15 protein-coding genes and 1 pseudogene are annotated in these 18,888 nt (G+C 39.4%); 15 read left to right on the top strand and 1 reads right to left on the bottom strand.

The window, feature by feature from the left end:
- The first annotated feature begins 80 nt into the window (after window positions 1-80).
- The 12 genes from ACQRBH_RS14530 to ACQRBH_RS14475 all read left to right on the top strand — a co-directional run bounded on the left by ACQRBH_RS14530 (window position 81) and on the right by ACQRBH_RS14475 (window position 11,792).
- Entirely contained in the window at window positions 81-407 is a 327-nt protein-coding gene (locus ACQRBH_RS14530; RefSeq protein ID WP_427762256.1) for a DUF6431 domain-containing protein, read from the top strand.
- Window positions 408-471: 64 nt separating this feature from the next.
- Window positions 472-948, top strand: a complete 477-nt coding sequence (locus tag ACQRBH_RS14525) for a tRNA (uracil-5-)-methyltransferase (RefSeq protein ID WP_427762255.1) — start codon at window positions 472-474, stop codon at window positions 946-948.
- Window positions 948-1,394, top strand: a complete 447-nt coding sequence (locus ACQRBH_RS14520; RefSeq protein ID WP_427762253.1) for a hypothetical protein — start codon at window positions 948-950, stop codon at window positions 1,392-1,394. The genes ACQRBH_RS14525 and ACQRBH_RS14520 overlap by 1 nt, the downstream gene beginning before the upstream one ends.
- Before the next feature lie 618 nt (window positions 1,395-2,012).
- Window positions 2,013-3,695 (top strand): recombinase family protein, encoded by a 1,683-nt coding sequence (locus tag ACQRBH_RS14515; protein ID WP_427762252.1) that lies wholly within the window; start codon window positions 2,013-2,015, stop codon window positions 3,693-3,695.
- 166 nt (window positions 3,696-3,861) lie between these two features.
- Window positions 3,862-4,860: a hypothetical protein gene (locus ACQRBH_RS14510; RefSeq protein ID WP_154322994.1), complete on the top strand. Its 999-nt coding sequence runs from the start codon at window positions 3,862-3,864 to the stop codon at window positions 4,858-4,860.
- Between the two features lie 133 nt (window positions 4,861-4,993).
- Window positions 4,994-5,821, top strand: a complete 828-nt coding sequence (locus tag ACQRBH_RS14505) for a ParA family protein (RefSeq protein WP_154322993.1) — start codon at window positions 4,994-4,996, stop codon at window positions 5,819-5,821.
- Entirely contained in the window at window positions 5,775-6,710 is a 936-nt protein-coding gene (locus ACQRBH_RS14500) for a ParB/RepB/Spo0J family partition protein (protein WP_427743396.1), read from the top strand. The genes ACQRBH_RS14505 and ACQRBH_RS14500 overlap by 47 nt, the downstream gene beginning before the upstream one ends.
- Before the next feature lie 182 nt (window positions 6,711-6,892).
- Window positions 6,893-9,802, top strand: a complete 2,910-nt coding sequence (locus tag ACQRBH_RS14495; protein ID WP_154322991.1) for a VaFE repeat-containing surface-anchored protein — start codon at window positions 6,893-6,895, stop codon at window positions 9,800-9,802.
- Window positions 9,803-9,879: 77 nt separating this feature from the next.
- Window positions 9,880-10,500, top strand: a complete 621-nt coding sequence (locus tag ACQRBH_RS14490; protein WP_154322990.1) for a hypothetical protein — start codon at window positions 9,880-9,882, stop codon at window positions 10,498-10,500.
- Complete coding sequence (locus ACQRBH_RS14485; protein ID WP_195761418.1) at window positions 10,497-11,174, top strand: hypothetical protein; 678 nt, start codon at window positions 10,497-10,499, stop codon at window positions 11,172-11,174. The genes ACQRBH_RS14490 and ACQRBH_RS14485 overlap by 4 nt, the downstream gene beginning before the upstream one ends.
- Window positions 11,175-11,207: 33 nt before the next feature.
- Window positions 11,208-11,435, top strand: coding sequence for a hypothetical protein (locus ACQRBH_RS14480; protein WP_154322988.1), 228 nt, complete (start codon window positions 11,208-11,210; stop codon window positions 11,433-11,435).
- A complete protein-coding gene (locus ACQRBH_RS14475; RefSeq protein ID WP_154322987.1) occupies window positions 11,436-11,792 on the top strand; it encodes an LPD28 domain-containing protein in 357 nt (118 codons plus the stop codon). It begins immediately after the preceding gene.
- 33 nt (window positions 11,793-11,825) lie between these two features.
- On the opposite strand, the gene ACQRBH_RS14470 is transcribed toward ACQRBH_RS14475, so the two are convergent.
- Window positions 11,826-12,140 carry a hypothetical protein gene (locus tag ACQRBH_RS14470; RefSeq protein ID WP_154567847.1) on the bottom strand — a complete coding sequence of 105 codons (315 nt, stop codon included), beginning with the start codon at window positions 12,138-12,140 and terminating at the stop codon, window positions 11,826-11,828.
- A gap of 456 nt (window positions 12,141-12,596) precedes the next feature.
- Here ACQRBH_RS14470 and ACQRBH_RS14465 point away from each other — a divergent pair, with 456 nt between their 5' ends.
- The 3 genes and pseudogenes from ACQRBH_RS14465 to ACQRBH_RS14455 all read left to right on the top strand — a co-directional run.
- On the top strand, window positions 12,597-13,013 hold the full coding sequence (locus ACQRBH_RS14465) for a TnpV protein (protein ID WP_334296131.1): 417 nt from the start codon (window positions 12,597-12,599) through the stop codon (window positions 13,011-13,013).
- Window positions 13,014-14,197: 1,184 nt separating this feature from the next.
- Window positions 14,198-18,700 (top strand): annotated as a pseudogene (locus tag ACQRBH_RS14460) (helicase); the annotation flags it as partial.
- A partial coding sequence (locus ACQRBH_RS14455; protein WP_427762250.1) for a TnpV protein occupies window positions 18,681-18,888 on the top strand: 208 nt, incomplete at its 3' end. The pseudogene ACQRBH_RS14460 and the gene ACQRBH_RS14455, both read left to right, overlap by 20 nt.

The following is an 18,888-nucleotide window of genomic DNA, read 5'->3' as shown; positions in this document are numbered from 1 at the left end:
ACATTTGTTGACACGAACATGCGTTCCTCCTTCTGCTTCGGGGTCATCCTCACTCTACACCCTATCCAACCAATCCGAACATGATAAAAGTAACAAACTATACCGTCCAAAAGAAAAAAGATAATTATATAGTGCGCTCAAATGAGCCGATCCGCTGCAGTTGTGGAGCCGAAGTCCTGAAGCGTGGCAGCAAGGGGCGTTACATAGTGGGCAATGACGGAACAAAGAAAAGATACATATTAAAAAGGGTGTATTGTCCGGCGTGCGACAAGCTCCACATGATTGTGCCGGATTTTATCGAACCGTATAAGCAATATGAGAAAAGTGCGATTGATGGCGTTCGGAATGGCACTAATGATTGTTCTGCTGCCGATGATTCCACAATCTACAGGTGGAAAAAATTATAATGCACCCACTTTGCATGGTGGTAAATTGCCACAAATGATAAACTGCTTTTCTGGAGGTGTTGAAATGAAGAAAAAGAAAACTTTCCTTATTATAATGATTTTGCTACTTTTGCTTATTTGCGTTGCTATACTTTTTTCTTTTGGGCGTTCCCCGGAAAAAATCCTGCTGCCATCGGATGAAAACGCCGAGGAATGGAGCGGAAACCAAAATTTGCCAAATGGTGAAAAGTCAGAAACAAAAACGATTAAGATTCCTGGCTTCGATTCTCTTGCGTTTAAAGCCAATCAAAAAGAACAAAAGGTAAATTTTTACAATCCCAAAGAGAATACTTGTCTTTTCCGCATGACATTATTTGTTGATGATGTGCAATATTGGCAGTCTGGATATGTCGAGCCAGGCAAAGGGTTTTATGATATTACTCTTGATAATGTACTGGAATCCGGCGATTATGATGCCTATTTGCTCATAGAATGTTATAAGGAAGAAGGTACAACATTAAATAATGCAAAAGTAGAATTTCAAATGAAGGTGGTAGAATAATGAAAAAGAGATTAATAGGTTTTGCAATGGCTCTTTGTCTGTTGGTTGGTTCGGCTATGAGTGTGTCGGCACAACAGATATATGGTGATGGTGGAAGTGCAGACGTTTCAATATCTTACGATAATCAAAGCACTTTTACCATTAACATCCCGGAAAGCATAGATTTGAGTGATCCAGAAGGTTATAAGTTTACAGCGGAATATATGTATATTACTGACAGTGAAATGGTTTGCGTATATGCGCCAGAAGATCCCATTCCAATGACTAACGAATGGGGCGCAAGCGGAACTGTGAAACTTAATCTAAATGAAGGTGGACGTGTAGCAACATTCTATCGGGATCAAACTGTCTCTGATACTGTAGTTTATGGAGTGTTTAATGGCATGGATGCCGGACATTATACGGGTACAGCCACATTTACAGTTAAGCTTATGCCAAAAGTTTAATAAATAGTAGAAACGCAAGAGATAAAAAGAGGCGTGCCGATTTGGTGCGTCTTTTTGAATATTACGTGAAAAACAAAAAGTAATATTCAACAAAAAACAAAAAGTAATATTCAAAATAATTATGCAATATATACAACAAATTGCACAAAAAACTTGATAAAATCGGATTTTTATTTTACGTTTGAAGCTATGGACAAATTTGAAAAATATGATAGGATAATAGTGTATAAATGAAATATTATGTTGTTTTGAAGCGTGAAGTGGAAGAACAATTTTCAGCAACCTTAAAAAAACGCAATCTGACACAACTTTTATGTGTTGGTAGTTTTGATAGGTTGCTTTTTTATTTGGGGAAAACATATCTCATAATTTAAGGAAAGGGAATTCATAAAGAGGGAATGAAGATGAATATGGTAAAAATAATTGGAAAAAGAGAAGAAAGAAATTTATGTTATGTTAAAACTGGTGGAAGGTTTAGTTAAAACAGGTGTTGTTGCTGAATCTGTATTTAAAGGTATGTTATCAGATTTCCGCAAACAGATTGACATTACCCAATTTGATTGTTATAATATGTGTTAGCAACAAGGGGATAAAATAAAAGCAAAAAGGGGTGTTGAAATGAGAGAGAATGATAACAAACCTAGAACAGTTGCAATTTATGCCAGAGTGTCAACAGAACATGAACAACAAATGTATGCGTTGGATAATCAGATTGACTGGTATAATGAGATTTTGGAGAAGCACCCGAATTGGGTACTATACGAAAAATATATTGACCGTGGTATTACTGGAACTTCAGCAAAGAAAAGACCACAATTTATGCAGATGATTTCAGATGCTAAAATGGGAAAATTTGATTTGATTATTACAAGAGAAGTATCCAGATTTGCAAGAAATACAGTTGATACACTCCAATATACAAGAGATTTAAAGAAGTGGGATGTTGAAGTATATTTTGTGTCTGACAATATTTGGACATGCGATCCAGATGGAGAGTTGCGATTGACTATTATGGCTACTCTCGCACAAGATGAAAGCAGAAAAACATCAATCAGAGTAAAAGCCGGTCAAAGAACGAGCATGGAAAAGGGTGTATTTTTTCAAAATGGCTCAATCCTGGGATATGATTTTGACAAATCAACTAGAACTATGAAAATTAATGAAGAACAAGCGATTACTGTTAAAATGATTTTTGACTTATATAATAGTGGCTTGGGTGTTCGTAAAATCCAATGGGAACTTGAGCAAGCCGGACGAAAGACCGCAACCGGGAAAACAAGATGGGATGCAAGTGTTATTAGCCGAGTATTAAAAAATCCCTTTTATTGTGGGAGAATGACTTGGTACAAACAGTATGTGCCGGATTTTCTGGAGCAGAAAAAGATTAATAATCATGGGGGAAAAGAACAGTTCACGGTGATGGGAACGCATGAGCCTATTGTGACAGAGGAAGAATGGGATCAGGCTAACGCACGCTTGAACAGTAAAAAAGCTGGGAAGGACACCAATAGAACAAAAAAAGAGCCATTAGATGTATGGTGTAGGAAGTTGAAATGTTCATGCGGATCATCTTTTAACCGTGTCAAATGGCATACACAAAAATCAACTGGAATCAAACAATATGGTTATCAATGTTACAATCGTTTGAGGACTGGAAGTGTAGAAACCAGACGAAAAAAGGGATTGCCGATAGATGGAATATGTGAAACGCCGGAAATTGCCGGATGGAAACTTGAAGCAATGGCGTTATATATTTTTAAGATGCTTTCTATTGATCGAGAACATATTATTGAGCTTGCTATGAATTCATATGAAAAGCATGTGAATGACAAGGCTTCTGATAGCAACACACAATTAATTGATTCGCTGAAAAAAGAAGCAGATAAATTAAATAAGCGTTTGGATAACTTGATTGAAATGCGTGCCGATGGTGAGATTACTAAAGACAAGTTTATAGAAAAGAAAATAGAATATGAAACACGTTTGGAAGAGATTAGTGATAAACTGGAAGAACTAAAACCAGATGAAAATGAATCTGTTGATTATAAAGTAAAAATTAACCTGTTTCGGGAAGTGTTAGAAAAAAGTCTTGATTTTGCTAATGCCGAGAAAATCCCTGAATATGTGATAGATGCTTTTGTTGAGTCTATCACAGTCGATGGAAACACTTTTAAATGGAAATTTAATCTGCTGCCAGATAGCATGGATTTTTCTATTGAGGGAAGAAAGAATAAATTCCAGATTAAAGAAGTGGATAATACTCCCCATGTTGATTGTGGAAACACAGGCAGCTATCGCTAGTAGGTAGGACTTTCAATTTATCTCTGAAATTCAGGATAAATTACGAGCAGGCAAGGGCTTTCCGTAAAGCTAATGGAGGCTATCTCCGTGGTGGTCAATGGAATGACCTAATTGTCGAAGCCTATATAATTTAAACAATGAACCCCGTCTTTTAAAGGCGGGGTTTTTGCATGAAAATATAGGTTTACAAAGTATGCATTTATGGGTGAAGTTCAAGAAAATTTTGAAGGGATTGTTAAAAAGAGATAAGTGGATTATAATATATAAGGTAAAAACAAATGAATGCTTTTGGGGGGGAGACATGGGGAAGAAACAAATCAAAATCTTTAAAAATTTTATAATATTTTATGTTGTATCATGTGTTTTGTGTTTCGTTGTAGTTGCATGGAAATGTTCCGATAATTCAAATTGGATGTCATATTTAGGAAGTTTCTTAGGTGGTATATTAGGAGGATTAGCAACTTTAATAGCTATTTATTTTACATTGTCATCATTGAAACAAGATGTTATGGCTTATGTTATTCCAATGAGAACTGTTATATATGGTTATTATGCTAAAGGAAAAGGTGCTTATTTATCAACAGAAGATATAGCAGAAGATATCCCTGCTATTGATGGTGAAGAAGTTGATAATCATAAAGTTGAATTCAATCCATTTAATACATGTTTTATGAAATTTTCCAATGTGGGAAAAGATTCAGCGTTAAATATAAGATTTGACTGGAGCACTCCATATGATTCAGAATTGTACGATATTCTTTTGGAGTATGGTATTCCACACACATATTTCGATGAACATTTTGATACAGAAAAAAAAGTAAAATTATATGGGGACTATATGTTGCCACTTAGGGTTGATACGGAAGGATATAAAATACAAATAGTAGATGAGCTAATAGAGGTACTTCGCTATGTTATGGCTGTTTTCGAGGGCGATTTTGACGAATACGCTGTTAATGATGAATTGAAAATGACATTTGGGAATAATTTTGTTAAGCAAAAACAAAAATTTGCTATAGTAAAAATAACATTTGATGATTTGAATGGTAATACAACTACAAATGAGTTTCAAGTTTATTGTCGTTTACAAAGATTGTTAGGTAATTATAATGGAGGATATAAAAAAGTACAAATAGAATTGTCTACTTGTGACATAATAAATTAAAATATAATAATACATAGCCGATTGATTTTCGAAAAATGAAAATCAGTCGGCTTTTTTCATGCCTATTTTTAGTACATAGCCATTCCCACAAAGGAGTGGCTATTAAATTTTTTAGGAAAGGAGGCAGACCGTAATGTCAAAATGCAAAGTAATAGCCATTGCTAATCAGAAAGGAGGCACAGGAAAAACAACCACTACCGTCAATTTAGGCATTGGACTTGCAAATGCGGGAAAAAGAGTGTTGCTTGTGGACGCTGATCCGCAAGGGGATTTGACTACTTCACTAGGGTGGGCAGAGCAGGATGATCTCCCGGTAACAGTGGCTACGCAGATGGAAAAGCTAATCCGCGATGAACCAATGAATTACCGGGAGGGAATTTTACACCATAATGAGGGTGTAGATATTATTCCATCTAATATTGAGCTGTCTGGTATGGAAATGTTGCTTGTAAATACAATGAGCCGGGAATTTACCATGAAATCTTATCTTAATGAACTGAAGAAAGATTATGATTATGTCTTAATCGATTGTATGCCGAGCTTGGGTATGCTGACAATCAATGCACTTGCGGCGGCTGACAGTGTGATTGTTCCGGTACAGGCTCATTATCTGCCATTAAAAGGAATGACACAGCTTATGAGGACAATCGGAAAGGTACAGAGACAAATTAATCCAGAGTTAAAAGTGGATGGTGTTTTACTGACATTAGCAGATATGAGGACTAATATCGCCCGTACAACAGCAAAAAGTCTGCATCAGAACTATGGCAGAGTTATTAAAGTGTATCAGGCGGTGATACCTGTTTCTGTCAAAGCTGCGGAGACAAGTGCGGCAGGTCAGAGTGTTTACAGTTATGACAAGAACGGTGCAGCGGCGAAAGCGTATGAGGCATTTACAAGGGAGGTGATACGAGATGGCGAAAAGCAAAGGCATCAACATGAATCTTCCCGCAGTAGATGACCTGTTTACTACACAAGAAGAACGAGATGAAGCTAATCGGGAAAGCATTATGGATATCCATATAACAGAAATCAGCGACTTTCCAAATCATCCGTTTAAAGTAAGAATGGATGAGAAAATGCTGGATATGGTGGAAAGCATAAAAAAGTATGGTGTGTTAGTACCTGCTCTTGTCAGAGAAAAACCAGATGGCAGTTATGAAATGATAGCCGGACATAGGCGAAAAATGGCGAGTGAGCTGGCAGAGAAAACAGAAATGCCATGCATTGTTCGTAACCTATCAGATGATGAAGCTACGATTGTTATGGTTGATTCTAATCTGCAAAGAGAACAGATTTTACCATCAGAAAAAGCATTTGCTTATAAGATGAAGCTAGAAGCAATGAAAAGGCAAGCAGGCAGACCGAGTAGAAATTCTGTGCCAATGGCACAGGATTTAAAAGGAAAAACATCAAGACAAATATTAGGTGAGCAAGTAGGAGAAAGTCAAGACCAAATCCGCCGTTATATCCGTTTAACAGAACTTATTCCGTCAATCTTGGATATGGTAGACGAGGCGAAAATTGCCATGCGCCCTGCGGTAGAGCTGTCTTACCTGCCGAAAATAGAGCAGGAAGTATTGTTTGATATCATGCAGTTGGAAGATTGTACACCGAGCCATGCACAGGCAATCAAGATGCGAAGGATGTCAGAGGCAGGAAAGCTGAACAATGATGTGATTTTGTCCATCATGACAGAAGAAAAAGGCAATCAAAAAGAGCAGTTCCATATGCCAAAAGAACGTATCAGTAAATTTTTTCCACCGGGGACGTCTGTAAAACAAGTGGAAGATACGATTATCAAGGCGTTGGAAATGTATCGAAAACGGGAACGGAGTCGAGAAAGATAATTCATACGCCAAGGGATGAGTCTCGGTGTATGGGAAATAGAGGAGTTTTTTTGTTTCCCCTCCCCACACCCCACCCCTTCAGGCTTACCAACAGCTTACCAGACGAAAAGAGAAAGTATATAGCAAAACCACATGCTCTGCCGGAGGCAGGGCTTATTTTATTTGATGAAAGGAAAAGAAAGATGTTTAAAAAGTTGAAGAGAATTAGTAAAAGAGCTGCTGCATTCACTCTAAGTATTTTGACGATGTTTACGACAATAGCATCATCGGCAGCAACTGTTTATGCGGCAGATGGAACATTGAATTTTACAGCAGGAGAGAGTATTCATTATGGAGAATATTTGACACGTAAAATGACTTTTGATGGAAATAATACAGCATATTGTGTAGAACCTATGCGTAAGACACCGCCTTCCGGGACATATAGCTATAATCTGTTAAGTGCAGGATCTTCTGTTAGAAAAGCATTGTATTATGTTCCGGGAGGATATGGATATGACGCCAATATTAAGAATCAGTGCCTGAGTGGCTGGACTTCAGACAACGCATATGTTATTGGTCATTTAGTGGCTGCATATTTATATAACAATGGGGATGAAAATAAGGCATTCTATGGTGCGCCACAAAGTTATATAGATAAAGCAAAAGAAGTGGTGAAGCGTATTCAAGGATTACCAAATCCGCCAAGTGCATTTAAAGCATTTGTTGTACCGGGAAATGGCTCACAGACGATTGCAGGAAGTTGGTATAGAAAACCGTATGGCTGGATTGAACTGAAAAAAGCAGGTGTGAATACTGGACTAACGGAAGGAAACAACAACTATTCTTTAAAGGGTGCAAAATATGGTGTCTTTCAGGGAAATACGCAGATAGCAGTACTTACAACAGATGAAAATGGATATGCAAAGTCGGGAGAACTGGAAGAAGGAAGTTATGTAATAAAGGAATTACAGTCAAGTCCCGGATATGCAATTGATATTCAGGCGCATGATGTGACAGTGACATCAGAAAAAGTGTCTACAATTTCAGTAAAGGAGATTCCGCAGAATAATCCCTTAAAAATGTTATTGCAGAAAGCGGATTCTGAAATTGAAAAGAATAGTCCACAAGGCGCAGCATCACTGGAAGGTGCTGAATTTACCATGAAGTATTATACAGAACGATCTGCTGCTGATCCGGCATTATCAGGAAAAGTGCCTGTAAGAACATGGGTGTTCCGTACAGACGCAGAAGGAAAGGTTTCTTTTACAAAAGATTACTTTGTATCCGGAGATGAATTTTATTATCAGAATGACGGAGTTACTTTGTGCGTGCCTCTTGGAACAGTGACCATACAAGAAACAAAGGCGCCGGAAGGATATTTATTGAATGACACTGTATTTGTACAGCAGATTGTAGGAGATGGACAGGATGAATCGGTATCCTGCTATCAGACAGCAAAAGTTCCGGATCAAGTGATTCGTGGCGATCTGGAGTTTGTCAAAGTTTCAGACGGAGATTTGAACCGATTAGCAAATGTTCCATTTTCCATAACAAGTAAGACTACTGGAGAAAAGCATGTGCTTGTAACGGACAAGAATGGATATGCAAGCACTTCGGCAGAATGGACGAAGCATACAGCAAATACAAACGCAGGGCATTCTTCTTCAGATGGTATCTGGTTTGGAACATCAGAGCCGGATAACAGCAAAGGAGCACTTCTCTATGATACCTATGTAATTGAGGAACAGAGATGTGGTGCAAATGAAGGCATGAATTTATTGAAATTTGAAGTGACGATTTATAAAGATTCTACTACTGTGCAGCTTGGAACACTGACAGATGACAGAATCGAGATTTTTACAAAGGCACTGGATCAAGACACAGAAACACAGTTTTCAAAAGCAGATGAGAAAGTAACGCTGATTGATACTGTGGAATATGAAGGCTTGAAAAGAGGGCAGGAATATAAAATTGTTGGGACATTGATGGACAAGGAAACTGGAAAGCCTATTATGATTGACGGAAATCCGGTGACATCAGAAAAGACATTCAAAGCAAAAAAATCAAGTGGTACAACAGAGGTTACCTTTACTTTTAATGGGTTATCTTTAGCAGGAAAAACAGTGGTTGTATTTGAAGAACTTTATCATGAGGATTTAAAACTTGCAGTTCATGCTGATATTCAGGATGAAGACCAGACCATTTATTTTCCGAAGATTGGTACAACGGCAAAAGATTCTGAAACGGAGCAGCATATATCCTGTCCGGATAAAGAAGTCACGATTGTGGATACAGTTTCTTATGAAAATCTGATACCGGGAAAAGAATACAAAGTCACAGGTGTTTTGATGGATAAAGAAACACAGAAGGAGCTTATGATCAATGAGCAGAAGGTTACAGCAGAAACCGTATTTGTTCCAGAAAAATCCAAAGGAACTGTGGAAATGGTATTTACATTTGATGGCAGTGCGCTGAAAGGAAAAACTGTCGTAGCCTTTGAAACAGTAACTTATCAGGAAAAAGAAGTAGCAAGCCATACAGATATTGAGGACAAGGATCAGACCATTTATTTTCCGGAAATCGAAACAACAGCAAAAGATGGAGCAGATGGAGATCAAGAAGTAACTGTTGAGAGTAAAGTTGTGATTGTCGATACTGTGGAATACAAAAATCTTGTTGCGGGACAAAAATATCATGTAGTAGGAACTTTGATGGACAAAGCTACAGGTAAAGAATTGATAGTTAATGAAAAGAACGTGACTTCTGACATTGTATTTACCGCAGAAAAATCAAATGGAAAAGTAGATGTTACCTTTACTTTTGATGGAAGTTCGCTGAAAGGTCATAGTCTGGTTGTGTTCGAGAAACTGTATCTTGCAGAGGGAGAAGTAGAGCAAGAACTGGTGTCTCATGAAGATTTGGAAGATGAAGGGCAGACGATAAAGATGGTTGAGAAAGACATTCCAAAGCCGGAGCATCCAAAGGAAGATACACCAAAGACTGGAGATGATAGTAACGCAAAAATCTGGATAGCCATAGCAGCATTGTCTTTGGCAGGAGTTATTACCGCTGGTGTTTTGAAACGAAGAGGAAAGAAAAACAAGAAGTAGCAGAATAAGATGAATGGTATCAGAGGGGCGGCTTAATTTGCCGCCCTTTTTACATATCAGAAAGGAGGCGGGACTATATGAATGAAGAACTGGAAAAAAGGATGGTACAGAATTATGAGATTACACAGGGCATCCGTATTGGAGATCAAGAAGTCGTTTTTGGTGTAGATGAAAAGAGTAAAATGCCATATTTCTGTGCATTTTATGTCAGCAATGATATTCTAGGTTCTTATAGAGAGTGTATGATCAGTGATGACTATGTAGAGATGACAGAGCTGTTTGCGGAACGTGTCAAAGCTCAATGTGTGAAGACAAGGGAAAAACAGGAAAAAGTCACAGTGCCGAGGGAAGTGATTACGGCAGATATGTGTTTTAAAGATAATCGTAGTGAAAGTATTGTAGGAAAGATTGTGGCAGTAAAAGCAGAAGTTTTAAGACCAGAGTATCGTTCGGCAGATTATCAGCTTATCTATGTAAGTGGAGGAAACGGGGCAAGTGGAAAATCTATGGGAAGTGCCTGCTTTCATACCAATCTTTATAGTGGGGAGCGAGGCAGATGGGAACGGTATGACATCTTAGGGTGGGAAGTGAAACCAGAGTGTCTGCCAGAATGGGCAAAAGAAAAGTTTATAGAAATACAGAAACGTGAAATAGTGAAAGAGGGATTAAATGAAAAACATAACCGGGAGGTACGATGATGGAAGAACGAATTAACGAAGGTTACAAGATTATCAATGCGATATCCATAGGGCATACAGAGTTTGTATTAGGTGTCAATGTAAAACATCCGGATATGTTCGTGACATGGGAATGTAAGGGTAAAACAGACTATTTTTGGGGGCATTATTATGATAATGAGTTAAAAGCAACGAAAGATTTATGCCAAAGAGTAATGGATGAGACGTTATATTTGGAACATCGTGAACAGAAACAGAAGACGATTCACACTGCGCCTGACAGTGGATATAGGCTAATTGCATTTGTGAAGCATGGAAATAACAGTGCTATGATTCAATTTCCGACACAGGAATTGCAGGATGTGTTAGGGAGTATAGGAATTAAGCTTCCTCCGGAAAGAGTGTATCTGAAAGGTCATGATAATATAGAAATTCATTTACAGCGGGGAGAGGGAAAAGTAGCAGATGAACTGGTACATCTATTTCAGGGAAATAATTCCCTGCGTATGGTCAATGAAGTGGCAAAGGCAGTATTTCATTCCGATTATCGGGTATATGACAAAGTGAAAGAAAACTTAGATACTGACTATTACAAATCAGCGGAGGATTTATTATATGATGCAGTTGATTATGGAAAATATCTGAAGGATATAGAGCAAAAGCAGAAAAAGACAAGCAGCAGGGAAGAACGCTGATAGAAAAAGTATGAATGACAGGAGGTTCTTAGGATGATTATTAACCAGAAAGCGGTAAAGGTATTGAATAAGATTTTTGAAGCAGGTTTCACTACGGAGAAAGATATTTCTGCTATGACAATGGATGATATCTTATCTGTGCAGGGCATTACAGTCACAGAAATCAGTATGATTAATAATTTGCAGAAAGCAATTAAAGTAAATAAGGTTATAACATTTCTCAGGGGTGGAGAAACACAAGAGAAAGGTGAGGACAGATAAATGGCAAGATATAACGCGATGGAAGAAATATTTACAGAAATAGAGGTACTTGGAAAGCCGGCATTGTTTCATGATATGCGTATTGACCGTAATACTGTACCGAAAGGACTTTATCTTTATGAAATAAGGCATGATGATAAAGGATGGGGGAATCCGGTGCGGATTGCAAAAGGTATCATGGTCAATCATTTTGGCAGCATTATTACAAGAGAGCCGATTCGATTATTACCAGATGGATATTTGAATATTGAACCGGAAAAAGATTGGAATTATGCGGGAGGGGACTGCCGGACAGTCAAAGAATTTCAGGAAAAGTATCCGCCTGTTAAGAAGAAAGAAAAGGAACAGGAAAGATAGGGGGAAGAGGATTGGCAAAGAAACTTGATCTAATCACAGATTTATATGCTGATGCGATAAAGGATGTAACTGTAAAACCGGAGCATTGGACAGCGTTTCTGCGTTCTGCCTGCCGCAATTATCGTCTGCCTTTTGATGAGCAACTGCTGATTCATGTGCAGCGCCCGGACGCATCGGCTGTGCTGGAGATGGAGAGCTGGAATCGGAAATTTGGGCGATGGGTAAAACACAATGCGAAAGGAATTGCTGTTTTTGATAAAGGTGCAGGTACAATGCGTTTGAAATATTATTTTGATATTTCAGATACAAAGGAAGGACGTTATCACCGTCTGGTACGCCCTGTGCCATTGTGGGAAGTCGGGAAAACATACAGACAGGAAGTGCAGGAAACCATAGCAAATGCGTTTGGAGTTGCAGAGGAAAATATTGATTTTTCACAAACCATATTGGAAGCGGCAAAAAATGTAGCCGAGGATAACCTTTCTGATTATATGAAGGATATTTTATCAGGAAGGGAGAATAGTTTTCTGGAAGATTTAGATGATTATAATGTGGAAGTTGAAGTGAAAAATCTGTTGGCAGACAGTATCGCTTATATGGTGATGATACGGTGTGGTTTACAGCCGGAAGAATATCTTGAAATGGATGACTTTAGGAATGTTATGGATTTCAACACTCCTCAGCTTGTGAATCTGCTTGGTACTGCCGTCAGTGATGTGTCAGAGATGACACTAACTCAGATCGCAGATACTATCCGAAAACTGAAATTAGAAGAAAAGAAGAAAAAACGCACATTTGAAGGGCATGAAGCATCACATTATAATGAGGGTGCAAGAGCAGAAAACGAGACGGAAAGGAGCCTTGAATATGAAAAAGATCACATACAGCAGGCAGGGAGATTACCAGTTACCGAATATAACCGTACCAGACGAACCGGAAGTACACCTTGGGAAGTACGCTTCACTCCGACGGAATTATCTGAAAGAACAGCGGTACGGAATATTCATCAGTCTGTTGACGCAGGGGAAACTGAACCAGCATTTGATGGAAGTGCAGGAGGAGGCAGGAAATCTGATGGAACAGCTTACAGCACAGATGGCGAAAACTCAGAACGTGACGGAGGAACTGAAAGCAAAAGATCAGATGATGTGGATTGGAATGATGAACAATATCCGGAACTCAGCGGAAGAGACAGTGATGAAAGAACTGATATACAGTTAGCATGGTACGACAGGAGCAGAGAAGATAAAAATCTTCCCTTCTGGGGAAAGGAGGAAGATATTAAATCACTGCTCCTTTCTACGCCGCACCTAAAAGCGACAAAAGAGGAAATTCGAGCATTTTATGAAACCCATGACAAGAAAGAGGAACGAGAAGAATATATTAAAAGCATTTTTAATAACGAACATACGGAGATTACGCTGGAAGATGGAAGGCGTGTAGGTTATAAAACTTACCAGAATGTGCTTCATATGTGGGAAGGAAGTTATTTGTCCCGTACCAAACAGTCTTATTATAACTGGGGTGTACTTGCAGATTATTTTGAAGCAATGCGTCTTTTGGGACAATTAAGAGATAAGGCAAAACCACTTCCTACAGTGGAGGGGCAGATGGCATTTCTGGATGATTTAGCAGGGGAAAAGTCCTCTGCTTTTTCTTTTTCGCAGGAAATAGTGGATTATGCGTTGACAGGTGGAAGTGGTATACATCATGGGAAGTTTCGCATTTATTCTTACTTTTTGCAGGGACATACCGAGAAAGAAAAGGAACAATTCCTAAAAAAAGAGTATGGAATGGGCGGACGTTCTTCTATTTTAAGCGGATTAGGAATCGGGGAAATGCATGATGGAAAAGGGTTGAAACCGCATCAGGGATATAACGAGAATGCACCGTATATTCTACTGAAATGGGAGCAGGTGGTAAAACGGATTGATGAACTGATTACTGTCAAACGTTATCTGTCAAAGAAAGAAGTGGAGTATTTGCCGGAATATGAGAAAGGTGTGCTTACAGCAGAGATTTATCATTTCTATTATGATCAGCCGGAAGAAGTGTGGCGTCCATACCAGAGGGGAAACGATTACAATACGGCTGTCAATGTCATACGTCCACAGCTTGATGATACAGAACTGGTCAATAAAATTCTTCACTCTATGGAAGATGTCCTGAATAATACAGCCGATTTTGCCCGTAATTATCAGTCTATGCAGAAAGCGTATAAAGATCTCAGAGATTACAGTAATGGTGAGTATAGTTTGTTTACACCGATATCTGTTGAAAAGATAATACCTGCTCAGTCAGAACCACAGCCGGAGTTAAGCCGGGAAGACAGTCTTGCGGCAAGGCTCAATGATTTTTACTATGAATATGATTTGTACGATTATCAGGACAACATGGAAATCGACCAGACGCAGGAAGACATGATAGCACAGTTATCAGAGCAGCTTCAAAACCCTGAGAATGTAAAACAGATGATGTTATCTCTGAATAGAATTGCAGAGGAAATGGAGCCGGATGATAACTTGTATGTAGAACTACAAGAACTGATTTTAGAAGTTAGTAGTTTAGCAGCCATGGATCTGCCGTATGATGTAGCATTGGGGACAGTCGTATATATCGGTGTGGATGAATATGAGATCCAATCACTTACAGATGATATAGTAGTTTTGCATGATCTGTTGTATCCGCTATTTACAAAGGAAATGTCTCGTGAGGAGTTTGATCGTAAGCTCAGAGAAAATCCGGCCAATGACCATTTGCAGCGCAAACAGTCCTTGCCGGAATTACCACCCGAAAACAAAAACGTGGAAAATGCCGATACTTCTTCTGAGAGAGAAATGCAGGAGCCAGAAACTACGATAGAAGATGATCCGCCAGTTATAGAAAAACAACAGTTTGTGGAAGAAAAAGCTGATCTTGCCCCGGCATGGGAAAAAAAGAAGCCAGCGGGCAGGGTTCAGACGTTTGATCTGCATCCGGAAGTGCCGCTGAATCAGAGAAATCAATATGAGATTCATAATGATAAACTGGGAAATGGAACACCGAGAGAAAAATTCCAGGCAAATGTGGCAGCCATTCGTGTGCTGAAAGAATGTGAAACAGAGAACAGGTATGCTACACCGGAAGAACAGGAAATCTTATCGGGTTATGTAGGATGGGGTGGTTTATCGGATGCTTTTGATGAAACTAAGTCCTCGTGGAGCAGAGAGTATCTGGAACTGAAGAACATCCTGACCGAAGAAGAATATACAACAGCAAGACAGTCTACACTGACAGCATTTTATACGCCGCCTGTGGTTATCCGTTCCATATATCAGGCGTTGGAAAATATGGGATTAAAAACGGGAAATATTTTGGAACCATCCTGCGGTATCGGTAATTTTATCGGTATGAAACCGGAGAGTCTTTCTGATTGTAAAATGTATGGTGTGGAGTTAGATAGTATCTCAGGAAGAATTGCAGGGCAGTTGTATCAGAAATCAGCGATTGCAGTACAAGGATATGAAAAAACAAACTTGCCGGACAGCTTTTTTGATGTGGCAGTCGGTAATGTTCCATTTGGTCAGTTTAAAGTGCCGGATAAACGGTACGATAGACAGAATTTTTTAATTCATGACTATTTCTTTGCAAAGACTTTGGATAAAGTCAGACCGGGAGGCGTGATTGCATTTATCACATCATCAGGAACTATGGATAAGAAAAATCCGTCTGTACGAAAGTATATTGCACAAAGAGCAGAACTTTTGGGAGCGATCCGCCTGCCTAATAATACTTTTAAGCAGAATGCCGGAACAGAAGTTACAGCGGATATTTTGTTCCTTCAGAAACGAGATCGTATGGTGGATGTAGAGCCTGACTGGGTATATCTGGATACAGATGAAAATGACATCACACAAAATCATTATTTTGTGCAGCATCCAGAGATGATATTGGGTGAAATGGTCATGCAGTCTACACCGTATGGCATGGACAGCACCTGCCGTCCACATGAGGATCTGGAGCTTGCCAGCCTCTTGGAAGATGCGATTGAAAGGATACAGGCAGAGATTACAGAGTACGAAACTGAGGAATTGGTGGAGGAAGATAGTATAAGCATTCCTGCTGATCCTTCTGTTGCAAATTTCTCTTATACGGTTTGGGATGGAAAAGTCTATTATCGGGAAAACAGCCGGATGAATCAGGTGGAGCTTTCCGTAACGGGAACAAATCGTGTAAAAGGCATGATTGCCATACGAGATTGTACAAGAGAACTGATTGCCTACCAGACAGAAGGTTATTCAGAAGCTGTGATCGAAAGTCAGCAAAAGAAATTAAATACGCTTTATGATACTTTTAACAAAACATATGGATTACTGAATGCCAGGGCGAATGCTCTGGTTTTTTCTGATGATAACAGCTATCCATTGCTATGTTCATTAGAGGTGCTGGCAGAGGATGGCAGTCTGGAACGTAAGGCGGATATGTTCACCAAAAGAACCATAAAACCTCATGCCGCGGTGACAAAAGTAGATACTGCCAGTGAAGCATTATCACTGTCATTGGCAGAAAAAGCCTGTGTGGATATGGAATATATGTGCTCACTGACGGGCAAAAACGCAGATGAAATTGAGCAGGATTTAAAAGGTGTGATATTCCGCATACCGGGAAATGAGGAAGAAGAACCTCATTTTGTATCAGAAGATGAGTATTTATCGGGAAATGTGCGTGAAAAGCTGAAACAGGCAAAAATGGCAGCGGAGGTATCCACAGTCTATCAGTCAAACGTAGAGGCTTTGGAAAAAGTGCAGCCGAAGGATTTATCTGCTTCGGAAATCAGTGTACGGTTAGGTTCTACATGGATACCGCCGGAAGATATTGCTGAATTTATGTTTGGACTGCTGGACACTCCTAATTATAAAAAATGGAACATTAAAGTACATTTTTCAAAGCTTAATGGAGAATGGAACATTGAAGGAAAGAGTAATGATAAGGGGAATGTAAAGGCGGATAACACCTATGGTACGCACCGGGTAAATGCTTATAAGATTATAGAAGATACGCTGAACCTGCGGGATGTGCGTGTCTATGATTACGAAGTGGATAATGAAGGCAGGCGGAAAGCAATTCTGAATAAAAGGGAAACGGCTATTGCGCAGGGAAAACAGGATTTGATTAAGCAGGCATTTCAGGAGTGGATCTGGAAGGAGCCAGAACGCAGGCAAAGGCTGACTGCATATTACAATGAGCATTTTAACGCTATCCGTCCGAGAGAATATGACGGAAGTCATCTTCATTTTTATGGGATGAACCCGGAGAAGCACTTGGATAAGCATCAGGTCAATGGCGTTGCCCGCACTATTTACGGTGGAAATACATTGCTTGCGTATGTAGTGGGTGCGGGGAAAACTTATACGATGGTGGCATCCGCAATGGAAATGAAACGTCTTGGACTCTGCAACAAATCTATGGTGGTTGTGCCGAATCATATCATTGGGCAGTTTGCTTCGGAATGGATGGAGTTGTATCCGGCAGCGAATATTTTAGTTGCCACGAAGAAAGACTTTGAGATGAAAAACAGGAAAAAGTTTTGTGCAAGGATTGCAACCAGTGATGTAGATGCTGTTATTATCGGACATTCACAGTTTGAAAAGATTCCTCTTAGTATAGAACGTCAATGTCATATGCTGGAGTTTCAGATTGCGGAGATTGTGGATGGGATTGCCTTAGTAAAGAATGATCGTGGCAATAACTTTACTATTAAACAGATGGAAAAGACGAAGAAAACCTTGCAGGCAAAACTTGCAAAATTAAATGATCAGAGCAGAAAGGATGATGTAGTCTGCTTTGAAGAATTAGGAATTGACCGCTTGTTTGTGGATGAAGCAGATTTGTACAAGAACTTATATCTTTATACAAAGATGCGAAATGTAGGTGGTATTGCTCAGACAGAAGCACAGAAGTCTTCCGATATGTTTATGAAATGCCGTTATCTGGACGAAGTGACGGGTGGAAGGGGCGTGATATTTGCCACAGGGACACCGATATCTAACAGCATGGTAGAACTTTATACCATGCAGAGATACTTGCAGTATGATACTCTGGTAGAGCATGGATTGCAGTATTTTGATGCATGGGCATCTACCTTTGGAGAAACAGTAACAGCCATTGAACTTGCGCCGGAGGGGACGGGGTATCGTCTGAAAACAAGATTTGCAAAGTTTTATAATCTTCCGGAATTGATGATGATGTTCCGGGAAGTAGCAGATATACAGACTGCTGATATGTTAAATCTTCCTGTCCCTGAAGCAGAATACCGGGTTGTCACAACGAAGCCAAGTGAACTGCAGCAGGATATGGTGGCAGAGTTGGGCGTAAGGGCAGAGCGGGTGAGAAATGGGATGGTCAATCCAACTGAGGACAATATGCTGCGGATTACTAATGATGGAAGAAAGCTGGCACTTGACCAGAGGCTGATAAATTCACTGTTACCGGACTCAGAAGAAAGTAAAGTGAATGCCTGTGTGGATGAAGTTTACAAATATTGGGAAGATGGAAAAGAAAAAAAGCTGACACAGTTATTGTTTTGTGATTTGTCTACGCCAAAAACAGATGGCAGCTTTAGTGTTTATAACGATGTGAGGGAGAAACTGATTAGGAAAGGAGTGTTATCAGAAGAGATAGCTTTTATCCATCATGCGAATACAGAAGTACGGAAAAAAGAATTGTTTTCAAAGGTACGTCATGGAGCTGTTCGTATTCTTATGGGGAGTACATCTAAGATGGGAGCCGGAACAAATGTGCAAAATTTGATTATAGCCAGTCATGATCTGGATTGTCCATGGCGTCCACGTGATGTAGGACGGATTTTGCGGACATTCAAAATAAAAAAGAATGTGGAGGTAACAGACAATGGCAAAGACAATTTTTGAGGAAATGGGCGGCAAATACGAAAGGCAAGGCGATTATTTAATACCGTGCTTAACTGTACCCGCCGAAGAAGAACAGGCAATAGGCATCTGGGGGCAACGGCATTTGGATTATCTGAAGCATCACTGCAAAGTTACATACACCAATCTTCTTACAAGCGGCAGACTTAACGCTTACCTTGCCGACATTG

This window comes from Bariatricus sp. SGI.161 (assembly GCF_050313695.1).
In the GTDB taxonomy this organism is placed as follows: Bacteria; Bacillota; Clostridia; order Lachnospirales; family Lachnospiraceae; genus JAFBIX01.
Note: the sequence above shows the minus strand (reverse complement) of the source record. Positions and strands in the feature narration are given on the sequence as shown.

Coding starts and splice junctions, on each gene's coding strand:
- ACQRBH_RS14505 (WP_154322993.1), top strand. CDS start 4,994: ATGTCAAAATGCAAAGTAATAGCCATTGCTAATCAGAAAGGAGGCACA.
- ACQRBH_RS14470 (WP_154567847.1), bottom strand. CDS start 12,140: ATGGCACAGGGCGTACCAGACGGTGATAACGTCCTTCCTTTGTATCTG.
- ACQRBH_RS14525 (WP_427762255.1), top strand. CDS start 472: ATGAAGAAAAAGAAAACTTTCCTTATTATAATGATTTTGCTACTTTTG.
- ACQRBH_RS14480 (WP_154322988.1), top strand. CDS start 11,208: ATGATTATTAACCAGAAAGCGGTAAAGGTATTGAATAAGATTTTTGAA.
- ACQRBH_RS14495 (WP_154322991.1), top strand. CDS start 6,893: ATGTTTAAAAAGTTGAAGAGAATTAGTAAAAGAGCTGCTGCATTCACT.
- ACQRBH_RS14530 (WP_427762256.1), top strand. CDS start 81: ATGATAAAAGTAACAAACTATACCGTCCAAAAGAAAAAAGATAATTAT.
- ACQRBH_RS14500 (WP_427743396.1), top strand. CDS start 5,775: ATGGCGAAAAGCAAAGGCATCAACATGAATCTTCCCGCAGTAGATGAC.
- ACQRBH_RS14475 (WP_154322987.1), top strand. CDS start 11,436: ATGGCAAGATATAACGCGATGGAAGAAATATTTACAGAAATAGAGGTA.
- ACQRBH_RS14485 (WP_195761418.1), top strand. CDS start 10,497: ATGATGGAAGAACGAATTAACGAAGGTTACAAGATTATCAATGCGATA.
- ACQRBH_RS14520 (WP_427762253.1), top strand. CDS start 948: ATGAAAAAGAGATTAATAGGTTTTGCAATGGCTCTTTGTCTGTTGGTT.
- ACQRBH_RS14465 (WP_334296131.1), top strand. CDS start 12,597: ATGAAGCATCACATTATAATGAGGGTGCAAGAGCAGAAAACGAGACGG.
- ACQRBH_RS14490 (WP_154322990.1), top strand. CDS start 9,880: ATGAATGAAGAACTGGAAAAAAGGATGGTACAGAATTATGAGATTACA.
- ACQRBH_RS14515 (WP_427762252.1), top strand. CDS start 2,013: ATGAGAGAGAATGATAACAAACCTAGAACAGTTGCAATTTATGCCAGA.